The following is a 26,187-nucleotide window of genomic DNA, read 5'->3' on the forward strand; positions in this document are numbered from 1 at the left end:
GGCTACCGTCCGCAGTTCTACTTCCGTACTACTGACGTGACTGGTACCATCGAACTGCCGGAAGGCGTAGAGATGGTCATGCCGGGCGACAACATCAAGATGGTTGTTACCCTGATCCACCCGATCGCCATGGACGACGGTCTGCGCTTCGCAATCCGCGAAGGCGGCCGTACCGTTGGTGCGGGCGTTGTTGCTAAAGTTATCGAGTAATCGATAGTCAGGCAATGACACGAGAAAGGGCGCTATGGCGCCCTTTTTCATGGTGAGATGCGCCGCTAACGCTGGTTATTTTGCATCCGGCCTTGCTTCCTGGCCAGATCTAAGTATAATGCGCGGGCTTGCCTAATATTGGCAGCCTGATTTCGATCAGCGGCGGTATCTTCCGCCAAACAATACTCCCGATATGGGAGTTATGAAATGAACGATTACACTCCCCCGTCAATCGAAATGGGTGCGAGGAGTAATTTTCTACGTTTATAAAATAATTGGAGCTCTGGTCTCATGCAGAACCAAAGAATCCGTATCCGCCTGAAAGCATTTGATCATCGTCTGATCGATCAATCAACCGCGGAAATCGTCGAGACTGCCAAGCGCACTGGTGCGCAAGTCCGTGGTCCGATCCCGCTGCCGACCCGCAAAGAGCGCTTTACCGTTCTGATCTCCCCGCACGTCAACAAAGACGCGCGTGATCAGTACGAAATCCGCACTCACAAGCGTCTGGTTGACATCGTTGAGCCAACCGAGAAAACCGTTGATGCTCTGATGCGTCTGGATCTGGCTGCCGGTGTAGACGTGCAGATCAGCCTGGGTTAATCAGGACATTGAGCGATTGAGAGGTTGAAACAATGATTGGTTTAGTCGGGAAAAAAGTGGGTATGACCCGCATCTTCACTGAAGATGGCGTTTCTATCCCTGTAACCGTTATCGAAATCGAAGCAAACCGCGTTACTCAGGTCAAAGATCTGGACAACGACGGCTACCGCGCCATCCAGGTTACCACTGGTAGCAAGAAAGCTAACCGTGTAACCAAACCGGAAGCGGGTCACTTCGCGAAAGCTGGCGTTGAAGCTGGCCGCGTTCTGCGTGAATTCCGTCTGTCTGAAGGTGAAGAGTTCACCATCGGCCAGAACATCTCCGTAGAAATCTTCGCTGACGTTAAAAAAGTAGACGTTACCGGTATCTCCAAAGGTAAAGGTTTCGCCGGCACTGTTAAGCGCTGGAACTTCCGTACTCAGGACGCTACCCATGGTAACTCCCTGTCTCACCGCGTTCCGGGTTCTATCGGTCAGAACCAGACTCCGGGCAAAGTGTTCAAGGGTAAGAAAATGGCAGGTCACCTGGGCAACGAGCGTGTAACCGTTCAGAGCCTGGACGTAGTACGTGTTGACGCTGAGCGCAACCTGCTGCTGGTTAAAGGTGCAGTCCCGGGTGCGACCGGTGGCGACCTGATCGTTAAACCGGCTGTGAAGGCGTGAGGAGATAGCAATGGAATTAGTATTGAAAGACGCGCAAAGCGCGCTGACTGTTTCCGAAACTACCTTCGGTCGTGATTTCAACGAAGCGCTGGTTCACCAGGTTGTTGTGGCTTATGCAGCCGGTGCCCGTCAGGGTACTCGTGCTCAGAAGACCCGTGCTGAAGTTACTGGCTCCGGTAAAAAACCGTGGCGTCAGAAAGGCACCGGCCGTGCGCGTTCTGGTTCTATCAAGAGCCCGATCTGGCGTTCTGGTGGTGTGAGCTTCGCTGCACGTCCGCAGGATCACAGTCAAAAAGTTAACAAAAAGATGTACCGCGGCGCGCTGAAAAGCATCCTGTCCGAACTGGTACGTCAAGATCGTCTGATCGTCGTCGAGAAGTTCTCTGTTGAAGCACCGAAAACCAAGCTGCTGGCACAGAAACTGAAAGAGATGGCGCTGGATGATGTGCTGATTGTAACCAGCGAAGTCGACGAGAACCTGTTCCTGGCCGCTCGCAACCTGTACAAGGTTGACGTACGCGACGTAGCAGGCATCGACCCGGTTAGCCTGATCGCCTTCGACAAAGTGGTTATGACTGCTGACGCTGTTAAGCAAGTTGAGGAGATGCTGGCATGATCCGTGAAGAACGTCTGCTGAAAGTACTGCGCGCGCCGCACGTTTCTGAAAAAGCGTCTATGGCGATGGAAAAGAACAACACCATCGTTCTCAAAGTTGCTACTGATGCAACCAAAGCAGAAATCAAAGCCGCAGTTAAGAAACTGTTCGAAGTTGAAGTTGACACCGTTCGCACCCTGGTTGTTAAAGGGAAAGTGAAGCGTCACGGTCAGCGTATCGGTCGTCGTAGCGACTGGAAAAAAGCTTACGTCACCCTGAAAGAAGGCCAGAATCTGGACTTCATCGGCGGCGCAGAGTAAGTCGGAGGAGTAGCGAACAATGGCAATTGTTAAATGTAAACCGACATCTCCGGGTCGTCGCCACGTTGTTAAAGTGGTTAACCCTGAGCTGCACAAGGGCAAACCTTTCGCCCCGCTGCTGGAAAAAAACAGCAAGAGCGGTGGTCGTAACAACAACGGCCGCATCACCACTCGTCACATCGGTGGTGGTCACAAGCAGCAGTATCGTCTGATTGACTTCAAACGCAATAAAGACGGTATCCCGGCTGTAGTTGAGCGTCTGGAGTACGATCCGAACCGTTCCGCGAACATCGCGCTGGTTCTGTACAAAGATGGCGAACGCCGTTACATCCTGGCACCGAAAGGCCTGAAAGCTGGCGATCAGATTCAATCTGGCGTCGACGCTGCGATCAAGGCGGGTAACACCCTGCCGATGCGCAACATCCCGGTTGGTTCTACCGTTCATAACGTAGAAATGAAGCCGGGTAAAGGCGGCCAGTTGGCTCGTTCCGCTGGTGCTTACGTTCAGATCGTTGCGCGTGAAGGTGCTTATGTCACCCTGCGTCTGCGTTCTGGCGAAATGCGCAAAATCCCAGCTGACTGCCGCGCCACTCTGGGCGAAGTCGGTAACGCTGAGCATATGCTGCGCGTTCTGGGTAAAGCAGGTGCTGCACGCTGGCGTGGTGTTCGTCCGACCGTTCGCGGTACGGCGATGAACCCGGTAGACCATCCGCACGGTGGTGGTGAAGGTCGTAACTTTGGTAAGCACCCGGTAACTCCGTGGGGCGTTCAGACCAAAGGTAAGAAGACCCGCAGCAATAAGCGTACTGATAAATTCATCGTACGTCGCCGTAGTAAAAAATAATTAGAGGATAAACCATGCCACGTTCTCTCAAGAAAGGTCCTTTTATTGACCTGCACTTGCTGAAGAAGGTAGAGAAAGCGGTGGAAAGCGGAGACAAAAAGCCACTTAAGACTTGGTCCCGTCGTTCAACGGTCTTTCCAAACATGATCGGTTTGACCATCGCTGTCCATAATGGTCGTCAGCACGTACCGGTATTTGTCGTCGACGAAATGGTCGGCCACAAGCTGGGTGAGTTCGCGCCGACTCGTACTTATCGCGGCCATGCGGCTGATAAAAAAGCCAAAAAGAAATAAGGTAGGAGGAAGAGATGGAAACTATTGCCAAGCATTGCCATGCTCGCTCTTCTGCTCAGAAGGTTCGCCTGGTGGCTGACCTGATCCGCGGTAAGAAAGTGTCACAGGCTCTGGAAATTCTGACCTACACCAACAAGAAAGCGGCTGTACTGGTCAAGAAGGTTCTGGAATCTGCCATTGCTAACGCAGAACACAACGATGGCGCTGACATCGATGATCTGAAAGTATCCAAGATCTTCGTCGACGAAGGCCCGACCATGAAGCGCATCATGCCGCGTGCAAAAGGTCGCGCTGATCGTATCCTGAAGCGCACCAGCCACATTACTGTGGTTGTGTCCGATCGCTGAGACTCTGGAGACTAGCAATGGGTCAGAAAGTACATCCTAATGGTATTCGCCTGGGTATTGTGAAGCCTTGGAACTCTACCTGGTATGCGAATACGAAAGAATTCGCTGACAACCTGGACAGCGACTTTAAAGTTCGTCAGTTCCTGAACAAAGAGCTGGAAAAAGCGTCCGTTTCTCGCATCGTGATCGAGCGTCCGGCGAAGAGCATCCGTGTGACCATTCACACCGCTCGCCCGGGTATCGTTATCGGTAAGAAAGGCGAAGACGTAGAAAAACTGCGCAAGGGCGTTGCAGAAATTGCAGGCGTACCGGCACAGATCAACATCGCCGAAGTGCGTAAACCGGAACTGGACGCCAAACTGGTGGCTGACAGCATCACTTCTCAGCTGGAACGTCGCGTTATGTTCCGTCGTGCTATGAAGCGTGCTGTACAGAACGCTATGCGTCTGGGCGCTAAAGGTATTAAAGTTGAAGTCAGCGGCCGCCTGGGCGGTGCTGAGATCGCGCGTACCGAATGGTACCGTGAAGGTCGTGTACCGTTGCACACGCTGCGTGCGGACATCGACTACAACACCTCTGAAGCGCACACCACTTATGGTGTAATCGGCGTTAAGGTATGGATCTTCAAAGGTGAGATCCTGGGTGGTATGGCTGCTGTTGAACAACCGGAAAAACCGGCTGCTCAGCCTAAGAAGCAGCAGCGTAAAGGCCGCAAGTAAGGAGAGTCGCTGATGTTACAACCTAAGCGTACAAAATTCCGTAAAGTGCATAAAGGCCGTAACCGCGGTCTGGCGCAGGGTACGGATGTTAGCTTCGGCACTTTCGGTCTGAAAGCTGTTGGCCGTGGCCGTTTGACTGCCCGCCAAATCGAAGCAGCGCGTCGTGCAATGACTCGTGCTGTTAAGCGTCAGGGTAAAATCTGGATTCGCGTGTTCCCGGACAAGCCGATCACTGAGAAACCGCTGGCCGTTCGTATGGGTAAAGGTAAAGGTAACGTTGAGTACTGGGTAGCCCTGATTCAGCCGGGTAAAGTCCTGTACGAGATGGACGGTGTGCCTGAAGAGCTGGCCCGTGAGGCCTTCAAACTGGCAGCAGCGAAACTGCCTATCAAAACCACCTTTGTAACTAAGACGGTGATGTAATGAAAGCAAACGAGCTGCGTGAGAAGAGTGTTGAAGAGCTGAACACCGAGCTGCTGAACTTGCTGCGCGAAGAGTTTAATCTGCGCATGCAGGCAGCAGGCGGCCAGCTGCAACAGTCTCACCTGTTGAAGCAAGTGCGTCGTAATATCGCACGTGTTAAGACTTTACTGAACGAGAAGGCGGGTGCGTAATGACCGATAAAATCCGTACTCTGCAAGGTCGTGTTGTTAGCGACAAAATGGAGAAATCCATTGTTGTTGCTATCGAGCGCATGGTGAAGCACCCGATCTACGGTAAATTCATCAAACGTACGACCAAACTGCACGTACATGACGAGAACAACGAATGCGGTATCGGTGACGTGGTTGAAATCCGCGAATGCCGTCCGCTGTCCAAGACCAAATCCTGGACGCTGGTTCGCGTTGTAGAGAAAGCTGTACTGTAATACAGTACACTGTCTCAGCAATGATAAACGGCTCAGATTTTGAGCCGTTTATTTTTTCTACCCATATTTTGGAAGCGGTGTTATAATGCTGCGCCCTCAATCATGGGGATTTTTAACGGCCCAACTGGGTCTCGAAGTAGTAGTTGACATTAGCGGAGCACTGAAATGATCCAAGAACAGACTATGCTGAACGTCGCCGATAACTCCGGCGCGCGTCGCGTAATGTGTATCAAGGTTCTGGGTGGCTCGCACCGTCGCTACGCAGGCATCGGCGACATCATCAAGATCACCATCAAGGAAGCAATTCCGCGTGGTAAGGTCAAAAAAGGCGATGTGCTGAAGGCGGTAGTGGTGCGCACCAAGAAGGGTGTTCGTCGCCCTGACGGATCTGTCGTTCGCTTTGACGGCAATGCTTGTGTACTGTTGAACAACAACAGTGAGCAGCCGATCGGTACGCGTATTTTTGGGCCGGTGACTCGTGAACTGCGTTCTGAAAAGTTCATGAAAATCATCTCTCTGGCACCAGAAGTACTCTAAGGAGCGAATCCATGGCAGCGAAAATCCGTCGTGATGACGAAGTAATCGTGCTGACCGGCAAAGATAAAGGTAAGCGCGGTAAAGTAAAAAACGTCCTGTCTTCTGGTAAAGTTGTCGTTGAAGGCATCAACCTGGTTAAGAAACATCAGAAGCCGGTTCCGGCCCTGAACCAACCGGGTGGCATCGTTGAAAAAGAAGCCGCAATTCAGGTTTCCAACGTTGCAATCTTCAATGCGGCGACCGGTAAAGCGGACCGTGTAGGCTTTCGGTTTGAAGACGGCAAAAAAGTCCGTTTCTTCAAGTCCAATGGCGAAACTATCAAGTAATTTGGAGTAGTACGATGGCGAAACTGCATGATTACTACAAAGACGAAGTAGTTAAAAAACTCATGACTGAGTTTAACTACAATTCTGTCATGCAAGTCCCTCGGGTCGAGAAGATCACCCTGAACATGGGTGTTGGTGAAGCGATCGCTGACAAGAAACTGCTGGATAACGCAGCAGCTGACCTGGCAGCAATCTCCGGTCAAAAACCGTTGATCACCAAAGCACGCAAATCAGTTGCAGGCTTCAAAATCCGTCAGGGCTATCCGATCGGCTGTAAAGTAACTCTGCGTGGCGAACGCATGTGGGAGTTCTTTGAGCGTCTGATCTCTATTGCTGTACCGCGTATCCGTGACTTCCGTGGCTTGTCTGCGAAGTCTTTCGACGGCCGTGGTAACTACAGCATGGGCGTACGTGAGCAGATCATCTTCCCAGAAATCGACTATGACAAAGTCGATCGCGTTCGTGGTTTGGATATCACCATTACCACTACTGCGAAATCTGACGAAGAAGGCCGTGCGCTGCTGACTGCTTTTAACTTCCCGTTCCGCAAGTAAGGTAGGGTTACTAATGGCTAAGCAATCCATGAAAGCACGCGAAGTCAAGCGCGTGAAGTTAGCTGAAAAGTTCTTTGCCAAACGCGCTGAACTGAAGGCTATCATTTCTGATGTCAACGCTTCCGACGAAGATCGTTGGAATGCGGTTCTTAAGCTGCAGACTCTGCCGCGTGATTCCAGCCCGAGCCGTCAGCGTAATCGCTGCCGCCAAACTGGCCGTCCGCACGCTTTCCTGCGTAAGTTCGGGTTGAGCCGTATCAAGGTCCGTGAAGCCGCTATGCGCGGTGAAATCCCGGGTCTGAAAAAGGCTAGCTGGTAATTGTCACCAATTGAATCACGGGAGTAAAGACAGATGAGCATGCAAGATCCGATCGCGGATATGCTGACCCGTATCCGTAACGGTCAGGCCGCGAACAAAGTTGCGGTCACCATGCCTTCCTCCAAGCTGAAAGTGGCAATTGCCAACGTGCTGAAGGAAGAAGGTTTTATTGAAGATTTCAAAATCGAAGGCGACGCCAAGCCTGTTCTGGAACTGGTACTGAAGTACTTCCAGGGCAAGCCGGTAGTAGAAAGCATTCAGCGTATCAGCCGCCCTGGTCTGCGCATCTATAAGAAAAAAGATGAGCTGCCGAAAGTTATGGCCGGTCTGGGTATCGCAGTTGTTTCTACCTCTAAAGGTGTCATGACTGATCGTGCTGCCCGCCAAGCTGGCCTGGGTGGCGAGATTATCTGCTACGTAGCGTAATCGGAGGAAAGAATGTCTCGTGTTGCAAAAGCACCCGTCGTCATTCCTGCCGGCGTAGAGGTAAAACTCAACGGTCAGGTTATTTCGATCAAGGGTAAAAACGGCGAGCTGACTCGTACTATCAACGACGCTGTTGAAATTAAGCATGCTGATAACGCACTGACCTTTGGTCCGCGTGAAGGCTTCGTGGACGGTTGGGCCCAGGCGGGTACCGCTCGTGCACTGCTGAACTCAATGGTTATCGGTGTTACCGAAGGCTTCACTAAGAAGCTGCAGCTGGTAGGTGTTGGTTATCGTGCAGCGATTAAAGGCAACGTGGTGAATCTGGCCCTGGGCTTCTCTCACCCGGTTGATCATGAGCTGCCGGCAGGCATCACTGCTGAATGCCCGACTCAGACTGAAATCGTGCTGAAAGGCGCTGATAAGCAGCTGATCGGTCAGGTTGCAGCGGATCTGCGCGCTTACCGTCGTCCTGAGCCTTACAAAGGCAAAGGTGTCCGTTACGCCGACGAAGTCGTGCGTACCAAAGAGGCTAAGAAGAAGTAAGGTAACACTATGGATAAGAAATCTGCTCGTATCCGTCGTGCGACCCGCGCACGCCGCAAGCTCAAAGAGCTGGGTGCAACTCGCCTGGTGGTACATCGTACCCCGCGTCACATCTACGCACAGGTTATTGCCCCGAATGGATCTGAAGTCCTGGTTGCCGCTTCTACCGTAGAAAAAGCAATCAGTGAACAACTGAAATACACTGGGAACAAAGAAGCCGCAGCAGCTGTAGGTAAAGCTATCGCTGAACGCGCGCTGGAAAAAGGCATCAAGGACGTGTCCTTCGATCGCTCTGGTTTCCAATATCATGGTCGTGTCCAGGCACTGGCAGATGCTGCCCGTGAAGCTGGCCTTCAGTTCTAAGGTAGAGGTGTAAGATGTCGCACATCGAAAAACAAGCTGGCGAACTGCAGGAAAAGCTGATCGCGGTAAATCGCGTATCTAAGACTGTTAAGGGTGGCCGTATTTTTAGCTTCACCGCACTGACTGTAGTGGGTGATGGCAACGGTCGCGTCGGTTTTGGTTACGGCAAAGCCCGTGAAGTCCCGGCAGCGATCCAGAAAGCGATGGAGAAAGCCCGTCGCAACATGATCAACGTCGCGCTGAACAGCGGCACCCTGCAGCACCCGGTTAAGGGCGCTCACACGGGTTCTCGTGTGTTCATGCAGCCGGCTTCTGAAGGTACCGGTATCATCGCCGGTGGTGCAATGCGCGCCGTCCTGGAAGTCGCTGGAGTTCGTAACGTTCTGGCTAAAGCATATGGTTCCACCAACCCGATTAACGTGGTTCGTGCAACTATCGACGGTCTGGAAAGTATGAAATCTCCGGAAATGGTCGCTGCCAAGCGTGGTAAATCCGTTGAAGAAATTCTGGGGTAATAGACCATGGCAAAGACTATCAAAATTACTCAAACCCGCAGTGCGATCGGCCGTTTGCCGAAACACAAGGCAACGCTGCTTGGCCTGGGTCTGCGTCGCATCGGTCACACCGTAGAGCGTGAGGATACTCCTGCCGTTCGTGGTATGATCAACGCGGTTTCCTACATGGTTAAAGTTGAGGAGTAACAGATGCGTTTGAATACTCTGTCTCCGGCCGAAGGCTCCAAGCACGCTTCCAAGCGTCTGGGTCGTGGTATCGGTTCTGGCCTGGGTAAAACCGGTGGCCGTGGTCACAAAGGTCAGAAATCTCGTTCTGGCGGTGGCGTACGTCGCGGGTTCGAAGGTGGCCAGATGCCGCTGTACCGTCGTCTGCCGAAGTTCGGCTTCACCTCTCGCAAAGCGATGGTGACTGCTGAAATTCGTCTGTCTGAGATCGCACTGATCGAAGGCGACGTTATCGACCTGAACGTGCTGAAAGCGGCTAACGTGATTGGCCCGCAGATCGAATTCGCCAAAGTTATGCTGTCTGGCGAAATCAATCGTGCAGTAACCCTGCGCGGTCTGCGTGTGTCCAAAGGCGCTCGTGCTGCGATTGAAGCTGCTGGCGGTAAAATCGAGGAATAAGTAGCAGATGGCTAAACAACCGGGATTAGATTTTCAAAGTGCCAAAGGTGGACTGGGCGAACTCAAGCGCAGACTGTTGTTTGTTATTGGGGCGCTGATTGTTTTCCGCATTGGCTCTTTTATTCCGATCCCTGGTATTGATGCCGCTGTACTTGCCAAACTGCTTGAGCAACAGCAGGGCACCATCATCGACATGTTTAACATGTTTTCCGGTGGTGCTCTGAGCCGTGCTTCTATCTTTGCGTTGGGGATCATGCCGTATATCTCGGCGTCGATCATCATCCAGCTGCTGACGGTGGTTCACCCCACCCTGGCAGAGATTAAGAAAGAAGGGGAGGCTGGCCGTCGTAAGATTAGTCAGTACACCCGTTACGGTACACTGGTGCTGGCCATATTTCAGTCGATCGGTATCGCTACCGGTCTGCCGAATATGCCTGGGATGCAAGGCCTGGTAATTAATCCGGGCTTTGCTTTCTACTTCACTGCGGTAGTGAGCTTGGTCACCGGGACAATGTTCCTGATGTGGTTGGGCGAACAGATTACTGAACGTGGTATCGGCAACGGTATCTCGATCATTATCTTCGCAGGGATTGTGGCGGGTCTTCCGCCGGCGATTGGCCATACTATCGAGCAAGCGCGGCAGGGCGACCTGCACTTCCTTCTGTTGCTGTTGGTTGCAGTGTTAGTATTCGCAGTAACCTTCTTCGTTGTTTTCGTGGAGCGTGGTCAGCGTCGTATCGTCGTTAACTATGCCAAGCGTCAGCAAGGTCGTCGTGTTTACGCAGCACAGAGCACACATTTGCCGTTGAAAGTGAATATGGCAGGGGTTATCCCGGCAATCTTCGCTTCCAGCATCATTCTGTTCCCGGCCACGATTGCATCTTGGTTTGGGGGCGGTACAGGTTGGAACTGGCTGACTACAATTTCGCTGTATTTGCAGCCTGGGCAACCGCTTTATGTGTTACTCTATGCGTCTGCAATCATCTTCTTCTGTTTCTTCTACACGGCGTTGGTCTTCAACCCGCGTGAAACAGCGGATAACCTGAAGAAGTCCGGTGCATTTGTACCAGGAATTCGTCCGGGAGAGCAAACGGCGAAGTACATCGATAAGGTAATGACCCGTCTGACTCTGGTTGGTGCGCTGTACATTACATTTATCTGCCTGATCCCGGAGTTCATGCGTGATGCGATGAAAGTACCGTTCTATTTCGGTGGTACCTCACTACTCATCGTAGTAGTCGTCATCATGGACTTTATGGCTCAAGTGCAAACTCTGATGATGTCTAGTCAGTACGAGTCTGCATTGAAGAAAGCGAACCTGAAAGGCTATAACCGCTAATCCAGGTGAGTTTGAGAAGTTACGGAGAGTAAAATGAAAGTTCGTGCTTCCGTCAAGAAATTATGCCGTAACTGCAAAATCGTTAAGCGCAACGGTGTTGTGCGAGTGATTTGCAGCGTAGAACCGAAGCATAAGCAGCGTCAAGGCTGATTATCTCGCATATTTTTCTTGCAAAGTTGGGTTGAGCTGGCTAGATTAGCCAGCCAATCTTTTGTTTGTTGCAACGGCGCCATTTGAGTATCCTGAAAACGGGCTTTTCAGAGTGGTGCCGTCGTATATTAATCTAGGAGTGCATAGTGGCCCGTATAGCAGGCATTAACATTCCTGATCAGAAACATACCGTAATCGCGCTGACCGCGATCTTCGGTATCGGTAAAACCCGTTCTCAGGCCATCTGCGCCGCTACGGGCATTGCCGAAAATGTTAAGATCAGTGAGCTGTCTGAAGAACAAATCGAGAAGCTGCGTGACGAAGTCGCCAAATACACTGTAGAAGGCGATCTGCGTCGTGAGATTACCCTGAGCATCAAGCGTCTGATGGATCTTGGTAGCTATCGTGGTTTACGCCATCGTCGTGGTCTGCCGGTTCGCGGTCAGCGTACTAAGACCAACGCACGTACCCGTAAGGGTCCGCGTAAACCGATCAAGAAATAGTCGGGGTGATTGAACAATGGCAAAAGCACCAATTCGTGCACGCAAGCGCGTAAGAAAGCAAGTATCTGACGGTGTGGCTCACATCCATGCTTCTTTCAACAACACCATCGTTACCATTACTGATCGTCAGGGTAACGCACTGGGTTGGGCAACAGCCGGTGGTTCCGGTTTCCGTGGTTCTCGTAAATCTACTCCGTTTGCCGCTCAGGTTGCAGCAGAGCGCTGCGCTGACGCTGTAAAAGAGTACGGTATCAAGAATCTGGAAGTTATGGTCAAAGGACCGGGTCCGGGTCGCGAATCTACCATCCGCGCTCTGAACGCGGCCGGTTTCCGCATCACGAACATCACTGATGTGACTCCGATCCCTCATAACGGTTGTCGTCCGCCGAAGAAACGTCGCGTATAACGTCGTTTCTCGGATAGTTGGAGAAAGAAAATGGCAAGATATTTGGGTCCTAAGCTCAAGCTGAGCCGTCGTGAGGGCACCGACCTGTTCCTGAAGTCAGGTGTTCGCGCGATCGATTCCAAGTGTAAAATTGAACAGGCACCTGGCCAGCACGGTGCGCGCAAGCCGCGTCTGTCTGACTACGGTGTTCAGTTGCGTGAGAAGCAAAAAGTTCGTCGTATCTACGGCGTCCTGGAGCGTCAGTTCCGTAACTACTACAAAGAAGCAGCACGTCTGAAAGGCAACACCGGTGAAAACCTGTTGGCTCTGCTGGAAGGTCGTCTGGACAACGTTGTTTACCGTATGGGCTTCGGTGCGACTCGCGCAGAAGCACGTCAGCTGGTTAGCCACAAGGCTATCGTAGTAAACGGTCGCGTTGTTAACATCGCTTCTTATCAGGTATCTCCGAATGACGTAGTCAGCGTCCGTGAGAAAGCGAAGAAGCAGTCTCGCGTTAAAGCCGCTCTGGAGCTGGCTGAGCAGCGTGAAAAGCCGACTTGGCTGGAAGTTGATGCTGCTAAAATGGAAGGTGTGTTCAAGCGTCAGCCTGAGCGTTCCGACCTGTCTGCGGACATTAACGAACACCTGATCGTCGAGCTTTACTCCAAGTAAAGCTTAGTACCAAAGAGAGGACACAATGCAGGGTTCTGTGACAGAGTTTCTAAAACCGCGCCTGGTAGATATCGAGCAACTGAGTTCGACGCACGCCAAGGTGACCCTTGAGCCGTTAGAGCGTGGCTTTGGCCATACTCTTGGTAACGCACTGCGCCGTATTCTGCTTTCATCCATGCCGGGTTGCGCGGTGACCGAGGTTGAGATTGATGGTGTACTGCACGAGTACAGCACCAAAGAAGGCGTACAGGAAGATATCCTGGAAATCCTGCTCAACCTGAAAGGGCTGGCGGTGAAAGTTCAAGGCAAAGATGAAGTAATTCTTACCCTGAATAAATCTGGCATTGGCCCTGTGACTGCAGCCGACATCACCCACGACGGTGATGTCGAAATCGTCAAGCCGCACCATGTGATCTGTCACCTGACCGATGAGAACGCATCTATCAATATGCGTATCAAAGTTCAGCGTGGTCGTGGTTATGTGCCGGCGTCTGCCCGAATTCATTCGGAAGAAGATGAGCGCCCAATCGGCCGTCTGCTGGTTGACGCCTGCTACAGCCCTGTAGAGCGTATTGCCTACAATGTTGAAGCAGCGCGTGTTGAGCAGCGTACCGACCTGGACAAGCTGGTCATCGAGATGGAAACCAACGGTACCATTGACCCGGAAGAGTCAATTCGCCGTGCGGCAACTATCCTGGCTGAACAACTGGAAGCTTTCGTTGACCTGCGTGATGTACGTCAGCCGGAAGTGAAAGAAGAGAAGCCTGAGTTCGATCCGATCCTGCTGCGCCCTGTTGACGATCTGGAATTGACTGTCCGCTCTGCGAACTGCCTGAAGGCAGAAGCTATCCACTACATCGGTGATCTGGTACAGCGTACCGAGGTTGAGTTGCTGAAAACGCCTAACCTGGGTAAAAAATCTCTTACTGAGATTAAAGACGTGCTGGCCTCACGCGGTCTGTCTCTGGGCATGCGCCTAGAAAACTGGCCGCCGGCAAGTATCGCTGACGAGTAACTGGATCACAGGTTAAGGTTTTACTGAGAAGGATAAGGTCATGCGCCATCGTAAGAGTGGTCGTCAACTGAACCGCAACAGCAGCCATCGCCAGGCTATGTTCCGCAACATGGCCGGCTCTCTGGTTCGTCATGAAATCATCAAGACGACCCTGCCTAAAGCGAAAGAGCTGCGTCGCGTGGTTGAGCCGCTGATTACTCTTGCCAAGACCGACAGCGTTGCTAACCGTCGTCTGGCATTCGCCCGTACTCGTGATAACGAGATCGTGGCAAAACTGTTTAACGAGCTGGGCCCGCGCTTCGCGAGCCGTGCCGGTGGCTACACTCGCATTCTGAAGTGTGGCTTCCGTGCAGGCGACAACGCGCCGATGGCTTACATCGAGCTGGTTGATCGTTCTGTATCTGAAGCAGAAGCTGCAGCAGAGTAATTTGCTAAAGCATTAAGAAAGCCGGGCCTTTGGCCCGGTTTTTTTATTGTATTTTTTACCCTTTCATTTCCCTCCCTCTGGCTTTACTCTGCAGATAACGAGTTAAGCGAGATCATTATGTCGATTATCGATGAGTGGGCCGAGCGTCATATTGCTGAGGCTCAGGCACGCGGTGAGCTTTCTGCCCTACCCGGTGAAGGACGCCCCTTGTGTCTGGATGATGATAGTCATATCCCCGCTGAGTTGCGGGCAGGGTATCGCCTGTTGAAAAATGCCGGTTGTTTACCTCCGGAATTGGAACAGCGGCGCGAGGCGCTCTCCCTGGCCGAGATGTTGCGCGGCATTCAAACGGATCACCCCGACTACAGTGCGTTGAGTAAACGTCTGACATTACTGGAGCTACGTCTGCGTCAGGCGGGAATGGATACGGCCTTCCTGCGCGGTAGTTATGGTGTATCACTACGCGACCGACTGTGTAAAAGCGAGGAGTAGCGATGTATCGCATAGGGCAATTGGCAAAACTGGCTGGTGTGACACCGGATACCATTCGCTATTATGAGAAGCAGCAGATGATGGCGCATGAGGTGCGTACCGAGGGCGGTTATCGCTTGTATAGTGACGCCGATCTGCAGCGTCTACGCTTTATTCGCTATGCTAAGCACCTAGGTTTGCCGCTGGAGGCGATTCGCGAGTTACTCTCTATTCGCGTCGATCCGGCACACCACACTTGCCAAGAGTCAAAGGCCATCGTGGAGCGCCGGTTGCGTGAGGTTGAGGAGAAACTGCGAGAATTGGAACATATGCGTGATTCGTTGCGGCGTCTTAGCGACGCTTGCTGCGGCACCGCACACAGTAGCGCGTATTGTTCGATTCTGGAGGCCTTGGAGAGTGGGGCGGAGGCGTTGTTGCCACGAGTCGATCTGCGCGGCCACTTCACCTCCTCTTCTTCGCTGGGTTAGCCGCATCGGCGGTATGGCGATGCGGCCTCATCGCCGGATGGCGGGTTAGGGCTGTTTATCTTGCTGTGCCTTTAGCAGATCACGGATCTCACTCAAGAGTACCGTTTCGGCGCTGGGTGCCGGTGGTGCGGCAGGCGCCTCGGCCTTCTGGCGACGTAGCTTGTTCATCAGCTTAATCGCCATAAAGATGGCGAAGGCGACGATGACAAAGTCGAAGATGGTCTGAATGAACTGGCCATAGTTGACGACCACGGCGGGGGCTCCATTGGCGGCTTCACGCAGCACCCAGTGAAACTGTTTGAAATCGACCCCACCGATCAATAGCCCCAGAACTGGCATGATCACATCGCCGACCAGAGAAGAGACGATCTTGCCAAATGCGGCGCCGATGATGACACCCACGGCCATGTCGACCACATTGCCGCGCATGGCGAACTCGCGGAACTCTTTTAGTAAGCTCATAGCTACCCCCACAACAAATCCTACTCTAAGTGTAATCACTCGCCGCCACTTTGCTAGGCGGCGGATCAGCGCTTCCAGAAGCTAGGGAAGAATAGCACCAGCATGGTCATAACCTCGAGGCGGCCAAGCAGCATACCGAGCGCCAAGGCCCATTTGGCGACATCGGGCAGCGGGGCGAAGTTGCCGCTTGGCCCGATGAGTGGCCCCATCCCCGGGCCGACGTTGGCCATCGCGGTCATGGCGCCGGTGATCGCCGATAACGCATCGACACCGCAGAGACCCAGCACGGCGGCGATCAGCATGGTAATGGCGATGAATGCCATCATAAAGGCGATGACCGAGCGGCTGACTTCGTTGGTAATTGGCCGGTTATTGTAACGGCGTGGGAATACGGCATTGGGATGGATCAGCTTGCGCACCTCGATGTGCAGGCTTTCAAAGCCAATCTGTACCCGGAACATCTTGATCCCACCGGCGGTAGAGCCGGAGCAGCCGCCCAGTAGCATCACCGAGGCGAACAGCACGGTAGTGAAGGGGGTCCACTGATCGAAGTTACCTAGCGAATAGCCAGTCGTCGATAGGATGTTAATCAGGTTGAAGAAGGCGATACGTAAACTGTCTTCGAAGTCGAAGACGTGTTTGTGCCATAACCATAGGGTAAGGATCAGTCCGACGATCAGCACGAAGCGACTGAAGCCGACCAGCTGTTGATCGCGAAGTAATGCCTTTAGACTGCGCTGGCGTAGTGCTTGGATAAACAAGAGGAACGGTAGCGAACCGAGGAACATAAAAATAATCGCGTTCCATTGCGCCAACACGGAGTAGGCGGCCATCGACTTATCATTGGTCGAGAAACCGCCGGTGGAGATAGTGGCAAAGGCGTGATTGACCGCGTCGAAGTTGCTCATCCCGGCGTAACGATAGCCGAGATAACACAGGAAGGTAAGCACGGCGTACACCGCCATGATGCCTTTGGCGACATCCTTCATGCGGGGTGAGGATTTCTCCGACCAGTCGGAGGATTCGGTGTGGAAGAGGCGCATCCCCCCAACGTCGAGGAAGGGGAGAATAGCGACCGCCATGACAATAAAGCCAACCCCCCCCATCCACTGGAGTAACGAGCGCCACAACAGTACGCTCGGCTCCATCTGATTGAGATTCGAGAGTACGGAGGAGCCGGTCGTGGTTAACCCGGACATGGTCTCGAAGAAGGCATCGGTAAAGGTGATGTGCTTGATGAACACGAAGGGCAATGCGCCGAAACAACAGGCTGTCAGCCATGCCAGGGTGGTGGTCAGGAACATATCACGGATGCGCAGATAGAACTTCTGCCCGCGTCCTTGGGCAATGAGAAACAGCGCGATCAGGTGCGTAATGATCACCGCCTGAAGGAACTCGTAGACACCACCAGTACCGGTGAGCAGTGCATAGAGTAGCGGCACATACATCAGTAGTGCCACCTTCGACAGCATCATCCCCAGGATATAGAGAACGGAACGATAGTTGAGCATAGCCGTAGTTACAAAAAGAAAGGACTGGGCTGAAACAGGCGTTCCACGTCGGAGATGAACTTCTTATCCGTCAGGAACATGATCACGTGATCCCCCTGTTCGATCTTGGACTCACGGTTGGCGATCAACACGTCATCCCCGCGTACGATGGCACCGATAGTAGTACCGGGCGGCAGCTTGATCTCCTCGACGCGTCGCCCCACCACCTTGGAGGTCGTTTCGTCACCATGAGCGATGGCCTCGATGGCCTCTGCCACACCACGGCGCAGTGAGGAGACGCTGACGATATCGGCCTTGCGGACATGGCCGAGCAGGGCAGAGATGGTTGCCTGCTGTGGAGAGATGGCGATATCGATCACGCTGCCTTGTACTAGATCGACGTAGGCGCTGCGCTGGATCAGTACCATCACCTTCTTGGCGCCGAGGCGTTTGGCCAGCATGGCGGACATGATGTTGGCTTCGTCATCATTGGTCAGGGCGATGAAGACATCGACTTGATCGATATGCTCCTCAGTCAGTAGTTCCTGGTCGGAGGCGTCACCATAGAAGACGATGGTGTCGTGCAACTTCTCGGCCAGTTCGGCGGCGCGCTGAGCATTATGTTCGATCAGCTTGACGCTGTAATCCTTCTCCAATCGCTGTGCCAGACCGGCGCCGACGTTACCGCCACCGACGATCATGATACGTTTATAGGGTTTCTCTAGGCGCTGTAACTCACTCATTACGGCACGGATGTTGTGCGAGGCGGCGACGAAGAAGACCTCATCGCCAGCCTCGATTACCGTCGATCCTTGTGGCCGGATGGGACGATCTTGGCGGAAGATCGCCGCTACACGGGTATCGATGTGCGGCATGTGCTCCTTCAGCGAGGTTAGAGCATTACCGACCAGCGGCCCGCCATAATAGGCCTTCACCGCCACTAGTCCGACCTTACCTTCGGCGAAGTTAACCACCTGCAGTGCCCCCGGGTACTCGATCAGACGATAGACATAGTCGGTGACCAGTTGCTCGGGCGCGATCAGGTGATCGATGGGAACCGCCTCGGGATTGAATAGGCGCTCATGTTCACGGATATATTCGGTTGAACGAATACGCGCGATACGGTTGGGGGTGCTAAACAGGGAATAAGCGATCTGACAGGCGATCATGTTGGTTTCATCCGAGCTGGTCACGGCGACCAGCATGTCGGCATCATCGGCGCCGGCCTCACGCAACACGCGAGGATGCGAGCCGTACCCCTGTACCACGCGCAGATCGAATTTATCCTGTAGCTGGCGCAGGCGATCACTGTTGGTATCGACGATGGTGATATCGTTGTTCTCACCCACCAGGTTTTCCGCCAGAGTTCCCCCCACCTGGCCGGCACCTAATATGATAATTTTCATGATGCTTTTCTCTGCTTAGCGCGAGTCGCCCAGCGGGTGGGCGACCGACGGATTATGCTTTTATCAGCTTAGCGTAAAAGAAGCCGTCCCCGCCCTCGGACTGGGGTAAATACTGTAGGCCGGGTTGCTGGGCGTCACCGGTTTCCGCGAGGCGCGCGTCGTCGTGGTGCGCCAGAAAGGCGAGGATCTGCTCCCGATTTTCCTGTGGCAGGACAGAACAGGTGGCATACACCATGACACCGCCCGGTTTCAGCAGAGGCCAGACGGCTTCGAGGATCTCGCGTTGTAAGGCGGCTAATTCGGCAATATCGCTATCGCGCCGTAGCCACTTGATGTCGGGATGACGGCGAATGACCCCCGTCGCAGAACAGGGGGCATCCAGTAGAATGCGATCGAACTGACGTCCATTGGCCCAGGCGTCGGGGGTTCGGCCATCGCCGCAGCGGACTTCGGCCTGTTGTTGCAAGCGTTGAAGATTCTCCCGCACACGTTTGAGTCGTTGCTCATCGGCATCGACGGCCAGCACCTGCGCCTTGGGCGCGGCTTCGAGAATATGGGTCGTCTTACCGCCCGGGGCACAGCAGAGATCGAGGATCTGTTCGCCATCGTGCGGATCGAGTAGATCGACGCAATGTTGTGCGCTGGCGTCCTGCACCGTGACCCATCCGTGTTCGAATCCCGGTAGGCGTGTTACCGGCTGTGCCACCAGTAGACGGATGGCATCGGGGAAGTGGTCATGTGCCACCGCTTCAATGCCAGCCTGCTGTAACAGAGTGAGGTAGGCGTCGCGGGTATGATGGCGGCGATTAACACGCAACCACATCGGTGGACGCTGGTTATTGGCCTCGACAATCGCAGGCCATTGCTCCGGGTAGGCGTGTTGCAGACGCTTGAGCAACCATGAGGGGTGTAACCAGTGGCTAGCATGTTGTTGAGACTGAAGCAGTAGAGCCTCTTGTTGGCGCTGGAACTGGCGCAGCACGCCATTGATCAGCCCCTTGAGCTGCGGCCGTTTGAGGGCGGTTGCCCCATCGACCGTTTCGGCCAGGGCGGCATGGGGTGGGATACGGGTATACACGAGTTGATACAGGCCAACCATCAGCAGGTAATGAAGCGGACGTTGTTTGCCGGTCAGTACCTTGGCCATCAACTGTTGTAGGATCCATTCCAGCTGCGGCAATACGCGTAAGGTGCCGAAGCATAGCTCCTGTAACAGGGCGCGATCTTTTTCGCTGAGTGATTGGGCGGCGCTGGGCAAGACACTACTCAGAGATTGTCCCTGATCGAGGACAGCACTCAGCGTGCGGGCGGCGATAGCGCGCAGGTTATAGGACGTAGTTTTCATGGATGCAAGAGACCGTCGCTGCAAGTTAAGTCGAATATGGCCTGGAGTTTATCACGGATTGGGGCAGAAATGGCGCATTGGACACGCCGCGTCGGAGGGCGCTTTAGCGAGGTAGCCCGGCGTTCACCGGGCTAAGGATGCTTAGTCGAGGAGGGTTCCCGCGAGGAAACTCTCTTTGCGTGAGTTGAGCAGATCACGGGCGGCCATGTTTTTCTTACCGGCAGGCTGCAGCTGAGTTAACAATAGGATACCCTGGGCCGTCGCGACGGCGATCCCTTGCTTATCGGCCCCGACGATCGTGCCTGGCTGTGCGTTGCTCTCTTGATGAAGGACGTTTGCCCCCCAGACCTTCACCGGTTGTCCTTCCAGCATGAAGAAGCTGACAGGCCAAGGGTTGAAGGCTCGGACACAACGCGCTAACTGCTCGGCAGGGAGTTGCCAATCTAGGCGTGCCTCCTCCTTGCTCAGCTTCTCGGCGTAGCAGGCGAGTGCATCGTCCTGTTGCTGTGCCTGGGCACGGCCATCGGCGAGTTGAGCCAGCGTCGTTAGCAACCCTTGGGGACCCAGCTCGGCCAACTTATCATACAGGGTAGCGCTGGTATCTTCTTGAGTGATTGGACAGGCCAGTTTCAGCAACATCGCACCAGTATCCAGGCCGGCGTCCATCTGCATAATGGTAACGCCCGTCTCCGCATCACCCGCCCAGAGGGCGCGTTGGATCGGCGCCGCCCCGCGCCAGCGCGGGAGCAGGGAGCCATGTACGTTGATACAACCCAGACGCGGCATATCCAGTACCGCCTGAGGGAGGATCAGGCCGTAGGCCACGACGACCATCACATCAGCCTGTAAGTCGGCGACCAGCTGTTGGTTTTCGGCGGGCCGTAATGATGCTGGCTGGAAGACAGGCAGTGCATGTTGCTCTGCGAGTGCCTTTACCGGGCTGGGTGTCAGCTTGTTACCGCGCCCCGCCGGGCGATCGGGTTGGGTAAATACCCCGACGATCTGGTGTTCAGAGCCGAGCAATGCCGCGAGATGGCGAGCGGCGAAATCGGGCGTACCGGCAAAAATGATACGAAGCGATTGAGACACGGGAATACCTGCCTTGAATTAGTTAGCGGAGCGAGCCTGCTGTTTGTACAGCTTCTCCAGCTTTTGACGGATGCGTTGGCGCTTCAGCGGCGACAGGTAGTCGATAAACAGCTTACCCATCAGATGATCCATCTCATGCTGGATGCAGATAGCCAACAGACCGTCGGTCTCCAACTCAAAAGGCTTGCCATCACGATCCAGCGCACGCACGGTGATCGTCTCGGCACGCGGTACTAGCGCTCGTTGTTCGGGAACAGAAAGGCACCCCTCTTCGATACCGGTTTCGCCACCCTTTTGCAGCAGTTCGGGGTTAATCAGCACTAGGCGCTGATCGCGGTTCTCCGAGATATCGATGACGATAATACGTTGGTGAATATCTACCTGAGTGGCAGCCAGGCCAATGCCCTCCTCGGCGTACATGGTCTCGAACATATCGTCGACAATACGCTGGATTTCGGGCGTCACTTCATTTACCGGCTTAGCAATGGTGCGAAGCCGCTCATCGGGAAAATGTAATACCTGCAATACCGCCATAAATCTCTTTAAACTTCCTCTGGGTTAGGGAATGATTTTCACTCCTATTCTAGACAGTTCTCCCCCCGATTGACAGTATTGTTCACCGATTGAACACATAGGCCGCAGCGTGCCGGGGGGTGGATGGAGAGCAATGAGATTTGGCTGCGTCTAGCCCAGGTGAGGGGGATCAAGGCGGGGCATCTCGTTCCGTTAGCGCACGTCTTATCTCAGGGGATGGATCTAGGCGCACGCTTGCTGCGTAGCGGCTTACTGCCGATGCAACAGCGGCAATTTTGGTCGGCTCATGGGATCGCGGATGCCTTGGCGTGGTTGGCCTCAGGGGAGGGGGAGATGCTGACGTTAGAGGATAGCGCCTACCCCAGCGCCTTGCGTCAGCTCGACGATGCGCCGCCAGTACTCTTTGTGCGTGGTAATGGCGTCCATTTATCTGCGCCAGCGCTGGCTATCGTTGGCAGTCGGACACCGAGCGCCTATGGTCAGGAACAGGCACAGTTCTTCGCCCGGATGTTGGCCGCCAGTGGGCTGACGATCGTCAGCGGTTTGGCATTTGGTATCGATGCCATGGCTCACCGTGGGGCGCTATCGGCCGAGGGAAAGACCGTCGCCGTGTTGGGGAGTGGGCCCGATATCATCACGCCGATGGCGCATCGGGGATTAGCACAGACAATCCTGGCGGCGGGGGGTACGGTGATTTCTGAATTCTTTCCAGGGTGTGGCGCTCGGCCCAGCCACTTTCCGCGTCGTAATCGTATCATCAGTGGCTTAAGCCTAGGTGTCTTAGTCGTCGAAGCGACGTTGCGCAGCGGATCGCTGATCACGGCGCGTCTGGCGTTGGAGCAGGGGCGTGAAGTTTTCGCTATTCCCGGTGATCTGGGGAATCCGCAGAGTGCCGGTTGTCACTGGCTGATCCAACAGGGCGCCTACCTGTGTGCCAGCCCGGCAGATCTCCTCGAACAACTCAATGGGTCGCTACATTGGTTGCCTCCACCTGCCGCAGACAATATTTCTCACTGTGAGGGCGATGCTCAATTGCCATTTGCCGAGGTGTTGGCTAACGTAGGGGACGAGGTGACAACTATTGACGCTGTCGCCGAACGCATCGGCCGATCTGTGCCAGACGCAGCAGTTGCCCTGCTCGAGCTGGAGTTAGCAGGATGGATTAAGGCAGTGTCCGGCGGCTATGTCCGAGTGAAGAGGGCTGGCCATGTTCGACGTACTCATGTACCTATTTGAGACCTATATCCACACGACGGCCGGGATGCACATCGATCAGGATAAGCTGACCGATGATTTGACCAGCGCGGGTTTTGAACGTGGGGATATCTTCCGAGCACTGAACTGGCTAGAAAAGCTGGCAATGATGCAGGAAGAGGGGAATGTAAGTCTGCCGGTGGCGGATCCGCATGCGTTGCGGATCTACACCGCGGAAGAAATGGCCTGTCTAGATAGTGAGTGCCGTGGATTCCTGTTGTTTTTGGAGCAGATCCAACTGTTGACGCCAGAGATCCGTGAGATGGTGATCGATCGGGTGATGGCGTTGGAGATCGATCAGTTTGAGTTGGATGATCTGAAATGGGTCGTGTTAATGGTGCTCTTTAACGCCCCAGGGCATGAGAATACCTATCGGCAAATGGAAGAACTCCTGTTTGAGGTTCATGAAGGTCACCTGCATTGAGTGGATGGCCAGTTAGTTTATTGAAAGAAATAACGTTATGACGCAAGGCACATTATTTGCTGCCAAGAAAAATGAGCCATGCCCGGAGTGTGGAGCCGATCTGGTGATCCGCAATGGTAGGCATGGCCCTTTTTTGGGCTGTTCCCGCTATCCAGAGTGCCAATATATCCGCGCGCTGAAATCTGCCGATGGACATATTGTGAAGGTTCTGGAGGGGCAGCCATGTCCGCAGTGTGGCGATGTGCTGGTACTACGCCAGGGGCGCTACGGTATGTTTATCGGCTGCCACAATTATCCGCAGTGTGAACATACAGAGGCGATCGATAAGCCGGATGAGACGCGACTCGACTGCCCGCAATGTGCGAAGGGAAAATTGCTCCAGCGCCGTTCGCGCTATGGCAAGACATTCTATGCCTGTGAGCGTTATCCCGAGTGCCAGTTTAGCCTGAATTTAAAACCCATCGCCGGCACTTGCCCGCATTGCCATTACCCACTCTTAGTCGAGAAGAAAGGTGCGGGTGGAGTACGGCGCTATTGCGCCAGTAAGTGCTGTGGCAAGGCAGTCGATGCGCGCGGCGACGAATCGGTAGAATCATAAGACAATGATAGATAAACCACAGAATGACTCCTTGGCCTATGTGTTGGCGGCCTTACGTCAGCAGCGTGTGATTGCCTATCCCACCGAGGCGGTATTTGGTCTGGGATGCGATCCGGACAGCGAGTCTGCGGTACAGGCTCTATTGGATCTTAAACAGCGTCCCTGGGATAAGGGGTTGATCCTGATCGCCGCTGATTATCAGCAGCTATTGCCCTATGTCTGTGATGAGGCATTACAAGGGGAGCGGCGTACGGCGGTATTTGCCCGGTGGCCAGGCCCGGTAACTTGGGTAATGCCAGCGCGTGACGATACTCCGCGTTGGCTGACCGGTCGTTTTAGTACGCTCGCCGTACGCGTGAGCGCGCATCCGATGGTACAGCAATTGTGCCGTGCTTACGGTAAGCCCCTGGTCTCCACCAGTGCGAACCTGAGCGGGCTTGCCCCCTGCCGTAGCGCGTCCGAGGTACGCGAGCAGTTTGGCGCCCGCTTCCCGGTACTCGATGCTGCGGTTGGCGGGCGGCAAAATCCATCCGAGATCCGCGATGCACTCAGCGGTGAACTGTTCCGTCAGGGCTAAGTCATGCAGAGATTCGCCGTTTTTGGTCACCCGATCGGGCACAGTAAGTCCCCGCGTATCCATCATCTCTTCGCGCAGCAGACGGGGATCGCATTACACTATGAGGCGATGTTAGCGCCACTGGAGGATTTTCCCGCCTTCGTGCAGGCGTTTTTCCGGCAAGGGGGGCGAGGCGCCAATGTCACGACCCCCTTTAAAGAGCAGGCATGGCACATGGCGGATCAACTGACGGATCGGGCGCGCCAGGCTGGGGCGGTGAATACGCTAAGCTGGCAGAATGGCATCCTGTTAGGGGATAACACCGATGGCGTCGGATTAGTGAGCGATCTGACGCGTTTGGCGATGTTGGCACCGGGGCGGCGCATATTATTGCTGGGCGCTGGCGGCGCGGCGCGTGGCGTGATCTTACCGCTGCTACAACAGCAATGCCGAATAGTGTTAGCTAACCGGACGCCAGCGCGGGCACAGGCGCTGGCCGCAGCATTTCAGACACAAGGGGTGATCGAAGCCCTGCCTTATTCCATGCTGGTGGAGCGAGAGTTTGATTTAATCATCAATGCCACCGCTTCCGGTCTACAGGGCGAGGTCCCTCCTATACCGGCTTCTGTGATTCGGGCTGAGTGTGCTTGTTACGATATGTTTTATCAGTCATCCCTAACGCCGTTCCTAGCTTGGGCGCGTCAGCAGGGCGCATGTCAGGTGGCGGATGGCTTTGGTATGTTGGTAGCGCAGGCCGCACACGCCTTTCAATTGTGGCATGGTGTCCTGCCGGAGATGGAGCCGGTCTTGGCACAACTGCGCCAGGAGGGAAAGGCATGAATCAGGCAATCCTTTTTCCTGATCATGAGCGGTGGCAGGCATCGTTAGCCGCAGTGACCTTCCCGGCGATGGTCGGTGGTTTTCAAGTCACCTGCGCCATTCGGCTGGTGGACTTACGACGCCTGGCCAATCAGGCGGGCCTGGACACACAGTCGGCGCCCTTGGTGTTGTTTAGCGCCTTACGGTGGCAACTGGAGGAGGCGGCCGAACAGGCGATCGCTCGAGAAGACTATGATGCTCAGGGCTGGGTATGGATCGCCGCTTGAGTAAGGTAATCTTCCTTCCATTTGACATAATTGGCGGCAGACTCGCGCAGTCTCACCCGTTCCTCCGACGTGAGGGGGCGTACTTGGCGTACCGGATTGCCAAAGTACAGATAACCGCTCGTTAAGCATTTGCCCGGTGGCACCAGGCTACCGGCACCCAGAATCACCTCATCCTCAATTTGGGCCCCGTCCAGCACAATCGCCCCTATTCCAACCAAGACCCGGTTGCCGATGGTGCAACCGTGTAACATAGCTTTATGCCCTACCGTCACCTCGTGGCCGATTAGTGTCGGGTGGCCGAGCGGGTTGCTCTCCGTGCAGTGGCCGACATGGATCACCGTACCATCCTGAATATTACTACGCGCGCCCACGACGATGCGGTTGACGTCGCCGCGGATGACGACTTGTGGCCAGATGCTGACATCGTCACCCAGTTCGACTTGACCGATCACGCTGCTGTTAGCATCGACAAAGACGCGTTCACCTAATTGCGGAGTAAAAGAAAGATAAGGACGGATAGAGAAAGACATGATGGGTGCCTATATATCGATATAAAGAGGGGCTGAGAGTGGTTGATCGTAGCGTACGCTTGGGGAAATTCAATCGTCAAACGTCATGTCGTGTGGATAACTCTGTGTGTAATCAGGTATAAGCAGTTCAATTGCTGTGTAATGCGTCAAACGATACTTTTGTCGTAAAATAGCGGTTGCACGCTGCGAATTGGGCCCTATAATGCGCCTCCATCGACACGGCACTTGTGAACAACATCACAAGATGAGCCGGGGAGAGTGAAGTGAAAAAC

General features: G+C 54.2%; 43 protein-coding genes and 1 pseudogene. 37 read left to right on the forward strand and 7 right to left on the reverse strand.

Translation table 11 applies throughout. The annotated features are described in order from the left end of the window. From tuf to zntR, 31 genes and pseudogenes are all read left to right on the forward strand, one after another. Positions 1-210 (forward strand): annotated as a pseudogene (gene tuf, locus ACEQFP_RS16270) (elongation factor Tu); the annotation flags it as partial. 291 nt (positions 211-501) lie between these two features. After that, positions 502-813, forward strand: a complete 312-nt coding sequence (gene rpsJ, locus ACEQFP_RS16275; protein WP_001181005.1) for a 30S ribosomal protein S10 — start codon at positions 502-504, stop codon at positions 811-813. Between the two features lie 32 nt (positions 814-845). Beyond that, complete coding sequence (gene rplC / locus ACEQFP_RS16280; protein WP_005290401.1) at positions 846-1,475, forward strand: 50S ribosomal protein L3; 630 nt, start codon at positions 846-848, stop codon at positions 1,473-1,475. A 10-nt stretch (positions 1,476-1,485) separates the two neighbouring features. Beyond that, positions 1,486-2,091, forward strand: a complete 606-nt coding sequence (gene rplD / locus ACEQFP_RS16285) for a 50S ribosomal protein L4 (RefSeq protein ID WP_005290399.1) — start codon at positions 1,486-1,488, stop codon at positions 2,089-2,091. Then, on the forward strand, positions 2,088-2,390 hold the full coding sequence (gene rplW / locus ACEQFP_RS16290; protein WP_005290397.1) for a 50S ribosomal protein L23: 303 nt from the start codon (positions 2,088-2,090) through the stop codon (positions 2,388-2,390). Before rplD ends, rplW begins: the two co-directional genes overlap by 4 nt. A gap of 19 nt (positions 2,391-2,409) precedes the next feature. After that, on the forward strand, positions 2,410-3,234 hold the full coding sequence (rplB, locus tag ACEQFP_RS16295) for a 50S ribosomal protein L2 (protein ID WP_005297575.1): 825 nt from the start codon (positions 2,410-2,412) through the stop codon (positions 3,232-3,234). A gap of 14 nt (positions 3,235-3,248) precedes the next feature. After that, positions 3,249-3,527 carry a 30S ribosomal protein S19 gene (rpsS, locus tag ACEQFP_RS16300; RefSeq protein ID WP_005290393.1) on the forward strand — a complete coding sequence of 93 codons (279 nt, stop codon included), beginning with the start codon at positions 3,249-3,251 and terminating at the stop codon, positions 3,525-3,527. Between the two features lie 14 nt (positions 3,528-3,541). Beyond that, positions 3,542-3,874 carry a 50S ribosomal protein L22 gene (rplV, locus tag ACEQFP_RS16305; RefSeq protein WP_005290391.1) on the forward strand — a complete coding sequence of 111 codons (333 nt, stop codon included), beginning with the start codon at positions 3,542-3,544 and terminating at the stop codon, positions 3,872-3,874. Positions 3,875-3,891: 17 nt separating this feature from the next. Continuing rightward, positions 3,892-4,593 (forward strand): 30S ribosomal protein S3, encoded by a 702-nt coding sequence (rpsC, locus tag ACEQFP_RS16310; RefSeq protein WP_005290389.1) that lies wholly within the window; start codon positions 3,892-3,894, stop codon positions 4,591-4,593. A 12-nt stretch (positions 4,594-4,605) separates the two neighbouring features. Beyond that, complete coding sequence (gene rplP / locus ACEQFP_RS16315) at positions 4,606-5,016, forward strand: 50S ribosomal protein L16 (protein ID WP_005290387.1); 411 nt, start codon at positions 4,606-4,608, stop codon at positions 5,014-5,016. Continuing rightward, a complete protein-coding gene (rpmC, locus tag ACEQFP_RS16320; protein WP_005290385.1) occupies positions 5,016-5,207 on the forward strand; it encodes a 50S ribosomal protein L29 in 192 nt (63 codons plus the stop codon). Before rplP ends, rpmC begins: the two co-directional genes overlap by 1 nt. Further along, the gene (rpsQ, locus tag ACEQFP_RS16325) at positions 5,207-5,461 is read left to right on the forward strand and encodes a 30S ribosomal protein S17 (RefSeq protein ID WP_005290382.1); all 255 of its coding nucleotides are present in this window, start codon (positions 5,207-5,209) and stop codon (positions 5,459-5,461) included. Before rpmC ends, rpsQ begins: the two co-directional genes overlap by 1 nt. A gap of 165 nt (positions 5,462-5,626) precedes the next feature. Further along, positions 5,627-5,998 carry a 50S ribosomal protein L14 gene (gene rplN, locus ACEQFP_RS16330; RefSeq protein ID WP_005290380.1) on the forward strand — a complete coding sequence of 124 codons (372 nt, stop codon included), beginning with the start codon at positions 5,627-5,629 and terminating at the stop codon, positions 5,996-5,998. A gap of 11 nt (positions 5,999-6,009) precedes the next feature. After that, positions 6,010-6,324 carry a 50S ribosomal protein L24 gene (rplX, locus tag ACEQFP_RS16335; RefSeq protein WP_005290378.1) on the forward strand — a complete coding sequence of 105 codons (315 nt, stop codon included), beginning with the start codon at positions 6,010-6,012 and terminating at the stop codon, positions 6,322-6,324. 14 nt (positions 6,325-6,338) lie between these two features. Further along, positions 6,339-6,878: a 50S ribosomal protein L5 gene (rplE, locus tag ACEQFP_RS16340; RefSeq protein ID WP_005290377.1), complete on the forward strand. Its 540-nt coding sequence runs from the start codon at positions 6,339-6,341 to the stop codon at positions 6,876-6,878. Between the two features lie 13 nt (positions 6,879-6,891). After that, positions 6,892-7,197 (forward strand): 30S ribosomal protein S14, encoded by a 306-nt coding sequence (gene rpsN, locus ACEQFP_RS16345; protein ID WP_005290375.1) that lies wholly within the window; start codon positions 6,892-6,894, stop codon positions 7,195-7,197. A gap of 33 nt (positions 7,198-7,230) precedes the next feature. Beyond that, positions 7,231-7,623, forward strand: a complete 393-nt coding sequence (gene rpsH / locus ACEQFP_RS16350) for a 30S ribosomal protein S8 (protein WP_005290373.1) — start codon at positions 7,231-7,233, stop codon at positions 7,621-7,623. Positions 7,624-7,635: 12 nt separating this feature from the next. Further along, entirely contained in the window at positions 7,636-8,169 is a 534-nt protein-coding gene (rplF, locus tag ACEQFP_RS16355; protein WP_005290371.1) for a 50S ribosomal protein L6, read from the forward strand. A 9-nt stretch (positions 8,170-8,178) separates the two neighbouring features. Further along, the gene (gene rplR, locus ACEQFP_RS16360; RefSeq protein ID WP_005290368.1) at positions 8,179-8,532 is read left to right on the forward strand and encodes a 50S ribosomal protein L18; all 354 of its coding nucleotides are present in this window, start codon (positions 8,179-8,181) and stop codon (positions 8,530-8,532) included. 14 nt (positions 8,533-8,546) lie between these two features. After that, positions 8,547-9,047 carry a 30S ribosomal protein S5 gene (gene rpsE / locus ACEQFP_RS16365; RefSeq protein ID WP_005290366.1) on the forward strand — a complete coding sequence of 167 codons (501 nt, stop codon included), beginning with the start codon at positions 8,547-8,549 and terminating at the stop codon, positions 9,045-9,047. A 6-nt stretch (positions 9,048-9,053) separates the two neighbouring features. Next, positions 9,054-9,233: a 50S ribosomal protein L30 gene (gene rpmD, locus ACEQFP_RS16370; RefSeq protein WP_005290362.1), complete on the forward strand. Its 180-nt coding sequence runs from the start codon at positions 9,054-9,056 to the stop codon at positions 9,231-9,233. Positions 9,234-9,236: 3 nt separating this feature from the next. Then, complete coding sequence (gene rplO / locus ACEQFP_RS16375) at positions 9,237-9,671, forward strand: 50S ribosomal protein L15 (protein WP_005290360.1); 435 nt, start codon at positions 9,237-9,239, stop codon at positions 9,669-9,671. A 7-nt stretch (positions 9,672-9,678) separates the two neighbouring features. Beyond that, positions 9,679-11,010, forward strand: a complete 1,332-nt coding sequence (gene secY / locus ACEQFP_RS16380; protein ID WP_005290357.1) for a preprotein translocase subunit SecY — start codon at positions 9,679-9,681, stop codon at positions 11,008-11,010. Positions 11,011-11,043: 33 nt separating this feature from the next. Further along, positions 11,044-11,160, forward strand: a complete 117-nt coding sequence (gene rpmJ, locus ACEQFP_RS16385) for a 50S ribosomal protein L36 (protein ID WP_008815462.1) — start codon at positions 11,044-11,046, stop codon at positions 11,158-11,160. Positions 11,161-11,306: 146 nt separating this feature from the next. Then, on the forward strand, positions 11,307-11,663 hold the full coding sequence (gene rpsM / locus ACEQFP_RS16390; protein WP_035604886.1) for a 30S ribosomal protein S13: 357 nt from the start codon (positions 11,307-11,309) through the stop codon (positions 11,661-11,663). Between the two features lie 16 nt (positions 11,664-11,679). After that, the gene (gene rpsK / locus ACEQFP_RS16395; protein ID WP_001029684.1) at positions 11,680-12,069 is read left to right on the forward strand and encodes a 30S ribosomal protein S11; all 390 of its coding nucleotides are present in this window, start codon (positions 11,680-11,682) and stop codon (positions 12,067-12,069) included. Positions 12,070-12,099: 30 nt separating this feature from the next. Beyond that, a complete protein-coding gene (gene rpsD / locus ACEQFP_RS16400; RefSeq protein WP_005290355.1) occupies positions 12,100-12,720 on the forward strand; it encodes a 30S ribosomal protein S4 in 621 nt (206 codons plus the stop codon). 25 nt (positions 12,721-12,745) lie between these two features. Next, a complete protein-coding gene (locus ACEQFP_RS16405; protein WP_005290354.1) occupies positions 12,746-13,735 on the forward strand; it encodes a DNA-directed RNA polymerase subunit alpha in 990 nt (329 codons plus the stop codon). Positions 13,736-13,775: 40 nt separating this feature from the next. After that, complete coding sequence (gene rplQ, locus ACEQFP_RS16410) at positions 13,776-14,162, forward strand: 50S ribosomal protein L17 (RefSeq protein WP_005297556.1); 387 nt, start codon at positions 13,776-13,778, stop codon at positions 14,160-14,162. A gap of 117 nt (positions 14,163-14,279) precedes the next feature. Next, positions 14,280-14,654 carry a DUF1992 domain-containing protein gene (locus ACEQFP_RS16415; protein WP_005297554.1) on the forward strand — a complete coding sequence of 125 codons (375 nt, stop codon included), beginning with the start codon at positions 14,280-14,282 and terminating at the stop codon, positions 14,652-14,654. Positions 14,655-14,656: 2 nt separating this feature from the next. Next, on the forward strand, positions 14,657-15,121 hold the full coding sequence (gene zntR / locus ACEQFP_RS16420) for a Zn(2+)-responsive transcriptional regulator (protein ID WP_005290347.1): 465 nt from the start codon (positions 14,657-14,659) through the stop codon (positions 15,119-15,121). Positions 15,122-15,166: 45 nt separating this feature from the next. On the opposite strand, the gene mscL is transcribed toward zntR, so the two are convergent. The 6 genes from mscL to def all read right to left on the reverse strand — a co-directional run bounded on the left by mscL (position 15,167) and on the right by def (position 21,447). Then, positions 15,167-15,583 (reverse strand): large-conductance mechanosensitive channel protein MscL, encoded by a 417-nt coding sequence (gene mscL, locus ACEQFP_RS16425; protein WP_005290344.1) that lies wholly within the window; start codon positions 15,581-15,583, stop codon positions 15,167-15,169. A 65-nt stretch (positions 15,584-15,648) separates the two neighbouring features. Next, on the reverse strand, positions 15,649-17,094 hold the full coding sequence (locus tag ACEQFP_RS16430) for a TrkH family potassium uptake protein (protein WP_005290343.1): 1,446 nt from the start codon (positions 17,092-17,094) through the stop codon (positions 15,649-15,651). A gap of 8 nt (positions 17,095-17,102) precedes the next feature. Next, the gene (gene trkA, locus ACEQFP_RS16435; RefSeq protein WP_005290339.1) at positions 17,103-18,479 is read right to left on the reverse strand and encodes a Trk system potassium transporter TrkA; all 1,377 of its coding nucleotides are present in this window, start codon (positions 18,477-18,479) and stop codon (positions 17,103-17,105) included. 52 nt (positions 18,480-18,531) lie between these two features. Then, entirely contained in the window at positions 18,532-19,824 is a 1,293-nt protein-coding gene (gene rsmB, locus ACEQFP_RS16440; RefSeq protein ID WP_047059033.1) for a 16S rRNA (cytosine(967)-C(5))-methyltransferase RsmB, read from the reverse strand. A 141-nt stretch (positions 19,825-19,965) separates the two neighbouring features. Then, positions 19,966-20,913 (reverse strand): methionyl-tRNA formyltransferase, encoded by a 948-nt coding sequence (gene fmt, locus ACEQFP_RS16445; RefSeq protein WP_370547159.1) that lies wholly within the window; start codon positions 20,911-20,913, stop codon positions 19,966-19,968. 18 nt (positions 20,914-20,931) lie between these two features. Then, positions 20,932-21,447: a peptide deformylase gene (def, locus tag ACEQFP_RS16450; RefSeq protein WP_005290333.1), complete on the reverse strand. Its 516-nt coding sequence runs from the start codon at positions 21,445-21,447 to the stop codon at positions 20,932-20,934. A gap of 123 nt (positions 21,448-21,570) precedes the next feature. Here def and dprA point away from each other — a divergent pair, with 123 nt between their 5' ends. Genes dprA through ACEQFP_RS16480 form a run of 6 tightly spaced genes read left to right on the forward strand, consistent with a single transcriptional unit; the run spans position 21,571 to position 25,385 of the window. Further along, positions 21,571-22,683 carry a DNA-processing protein DprA gene (gene dprA / locus ACEQFP_RS16455; RefSeq protein WP_035600119.1) on the forward strand — a complete coding sequence of 371 codons (1,113 nt, stop codon included), beginning with the start codon at positions 21,571-21,573 and terminating at the stop codon, positions 22,681-22,683. Then, positions 22,655-23,125, forward strand: coding sequence for a DUF494 family protein (locus ACEQFP_RS16460; protein WP_005290329.1), 471 nt, complete (start codon positions 22,655-22,657; stop codon positions 23,123-23,125). Before dprA ends, ACEQFP_RS16460 begins: the two co-directional genes overlap by 29 nt. Before the next feature lie 37 nt (positions 23,126-23,162). After that, positions 23,163-23,723 (forward strand): type I DNA topoisomerase, encoded by a 561-nt coding sequence (locus tag ACEQFP_RS16465; RefSeq protein ID WP_005290327.1) that lies wholly within the window; start codon positions 23,163-23,165, stop codon positions 23,721-23,723. 4 nt (positions 23,724-23,727) lie between these two features. Then, positions 23,728-24,300, forward strand: coding sequence for an L-threonylcarbamoyladenylate synthase type 1 TsaC (gene tsaC, locus ACEQFP_RS16470; protein ID WP_098142817.1), 573 nt, complete (start codon positions 23,728-23,730; stop codon positions 24,298-24,300). Positions 24,301-24,303: 3 nt separating this feature from the next. Beyond that, positions 24,304-25,119 carry a shikimate dehydrogenase gene (aroE, locus tag ACEQFP_RS16475; RefSeq protein WP_370547160.1) on the forward strand — a complete coding sequence of 272 codons (816 nt, stop codon included), beginning with the start codon at positions 24,304-24,306 and terminating at the stop codon, positions 25,117-25,119. Then, a complete protein-coding gene (locus ACEQFP_RS16480) occupies positions 25,116-25,385 on the forward strand; it encodes a DUF1488 domain-containing protein (protein WP_370547161.1) in 270 nt (89 codons plus the stop codon). Before aroE ends, ACEQFP_RS16480 begins: the two co-directional genes overlap by 4 nt. On the opposite strand, the gene ACEQFP_RS16485 is transcribed toward ACEQFP_RS16480, so the two are convergent. After that, positions 25,358-25,915, reverse strand: coding sequence for a gamma carbonic anhydrase family protein (locus tag ACEQFP_RS16485; protein ID WP_370547162.1), 558 nt, complete (start codon positions 25,913-25,915; stop codon positions 25,358-25,360). The genes ACEQFP_RS16480 and ACEQFP_RS16485 overlap by 28 nt on opposite strands. Positions 25,916-26,187: the final 272 nt, after the last annotated feature.

Origin of the sequence: Edwardsiella sp. A.80236 (genome assembly GCF_044540725.1) — a bacterium.
Taxonomy (GTDB): Bacteria; Pseudomonadota; Gammaproteobacteria; order Enterobacterales; family Enterobacteriaceae; genus Edwardsiella; species Edwardsiella tarda.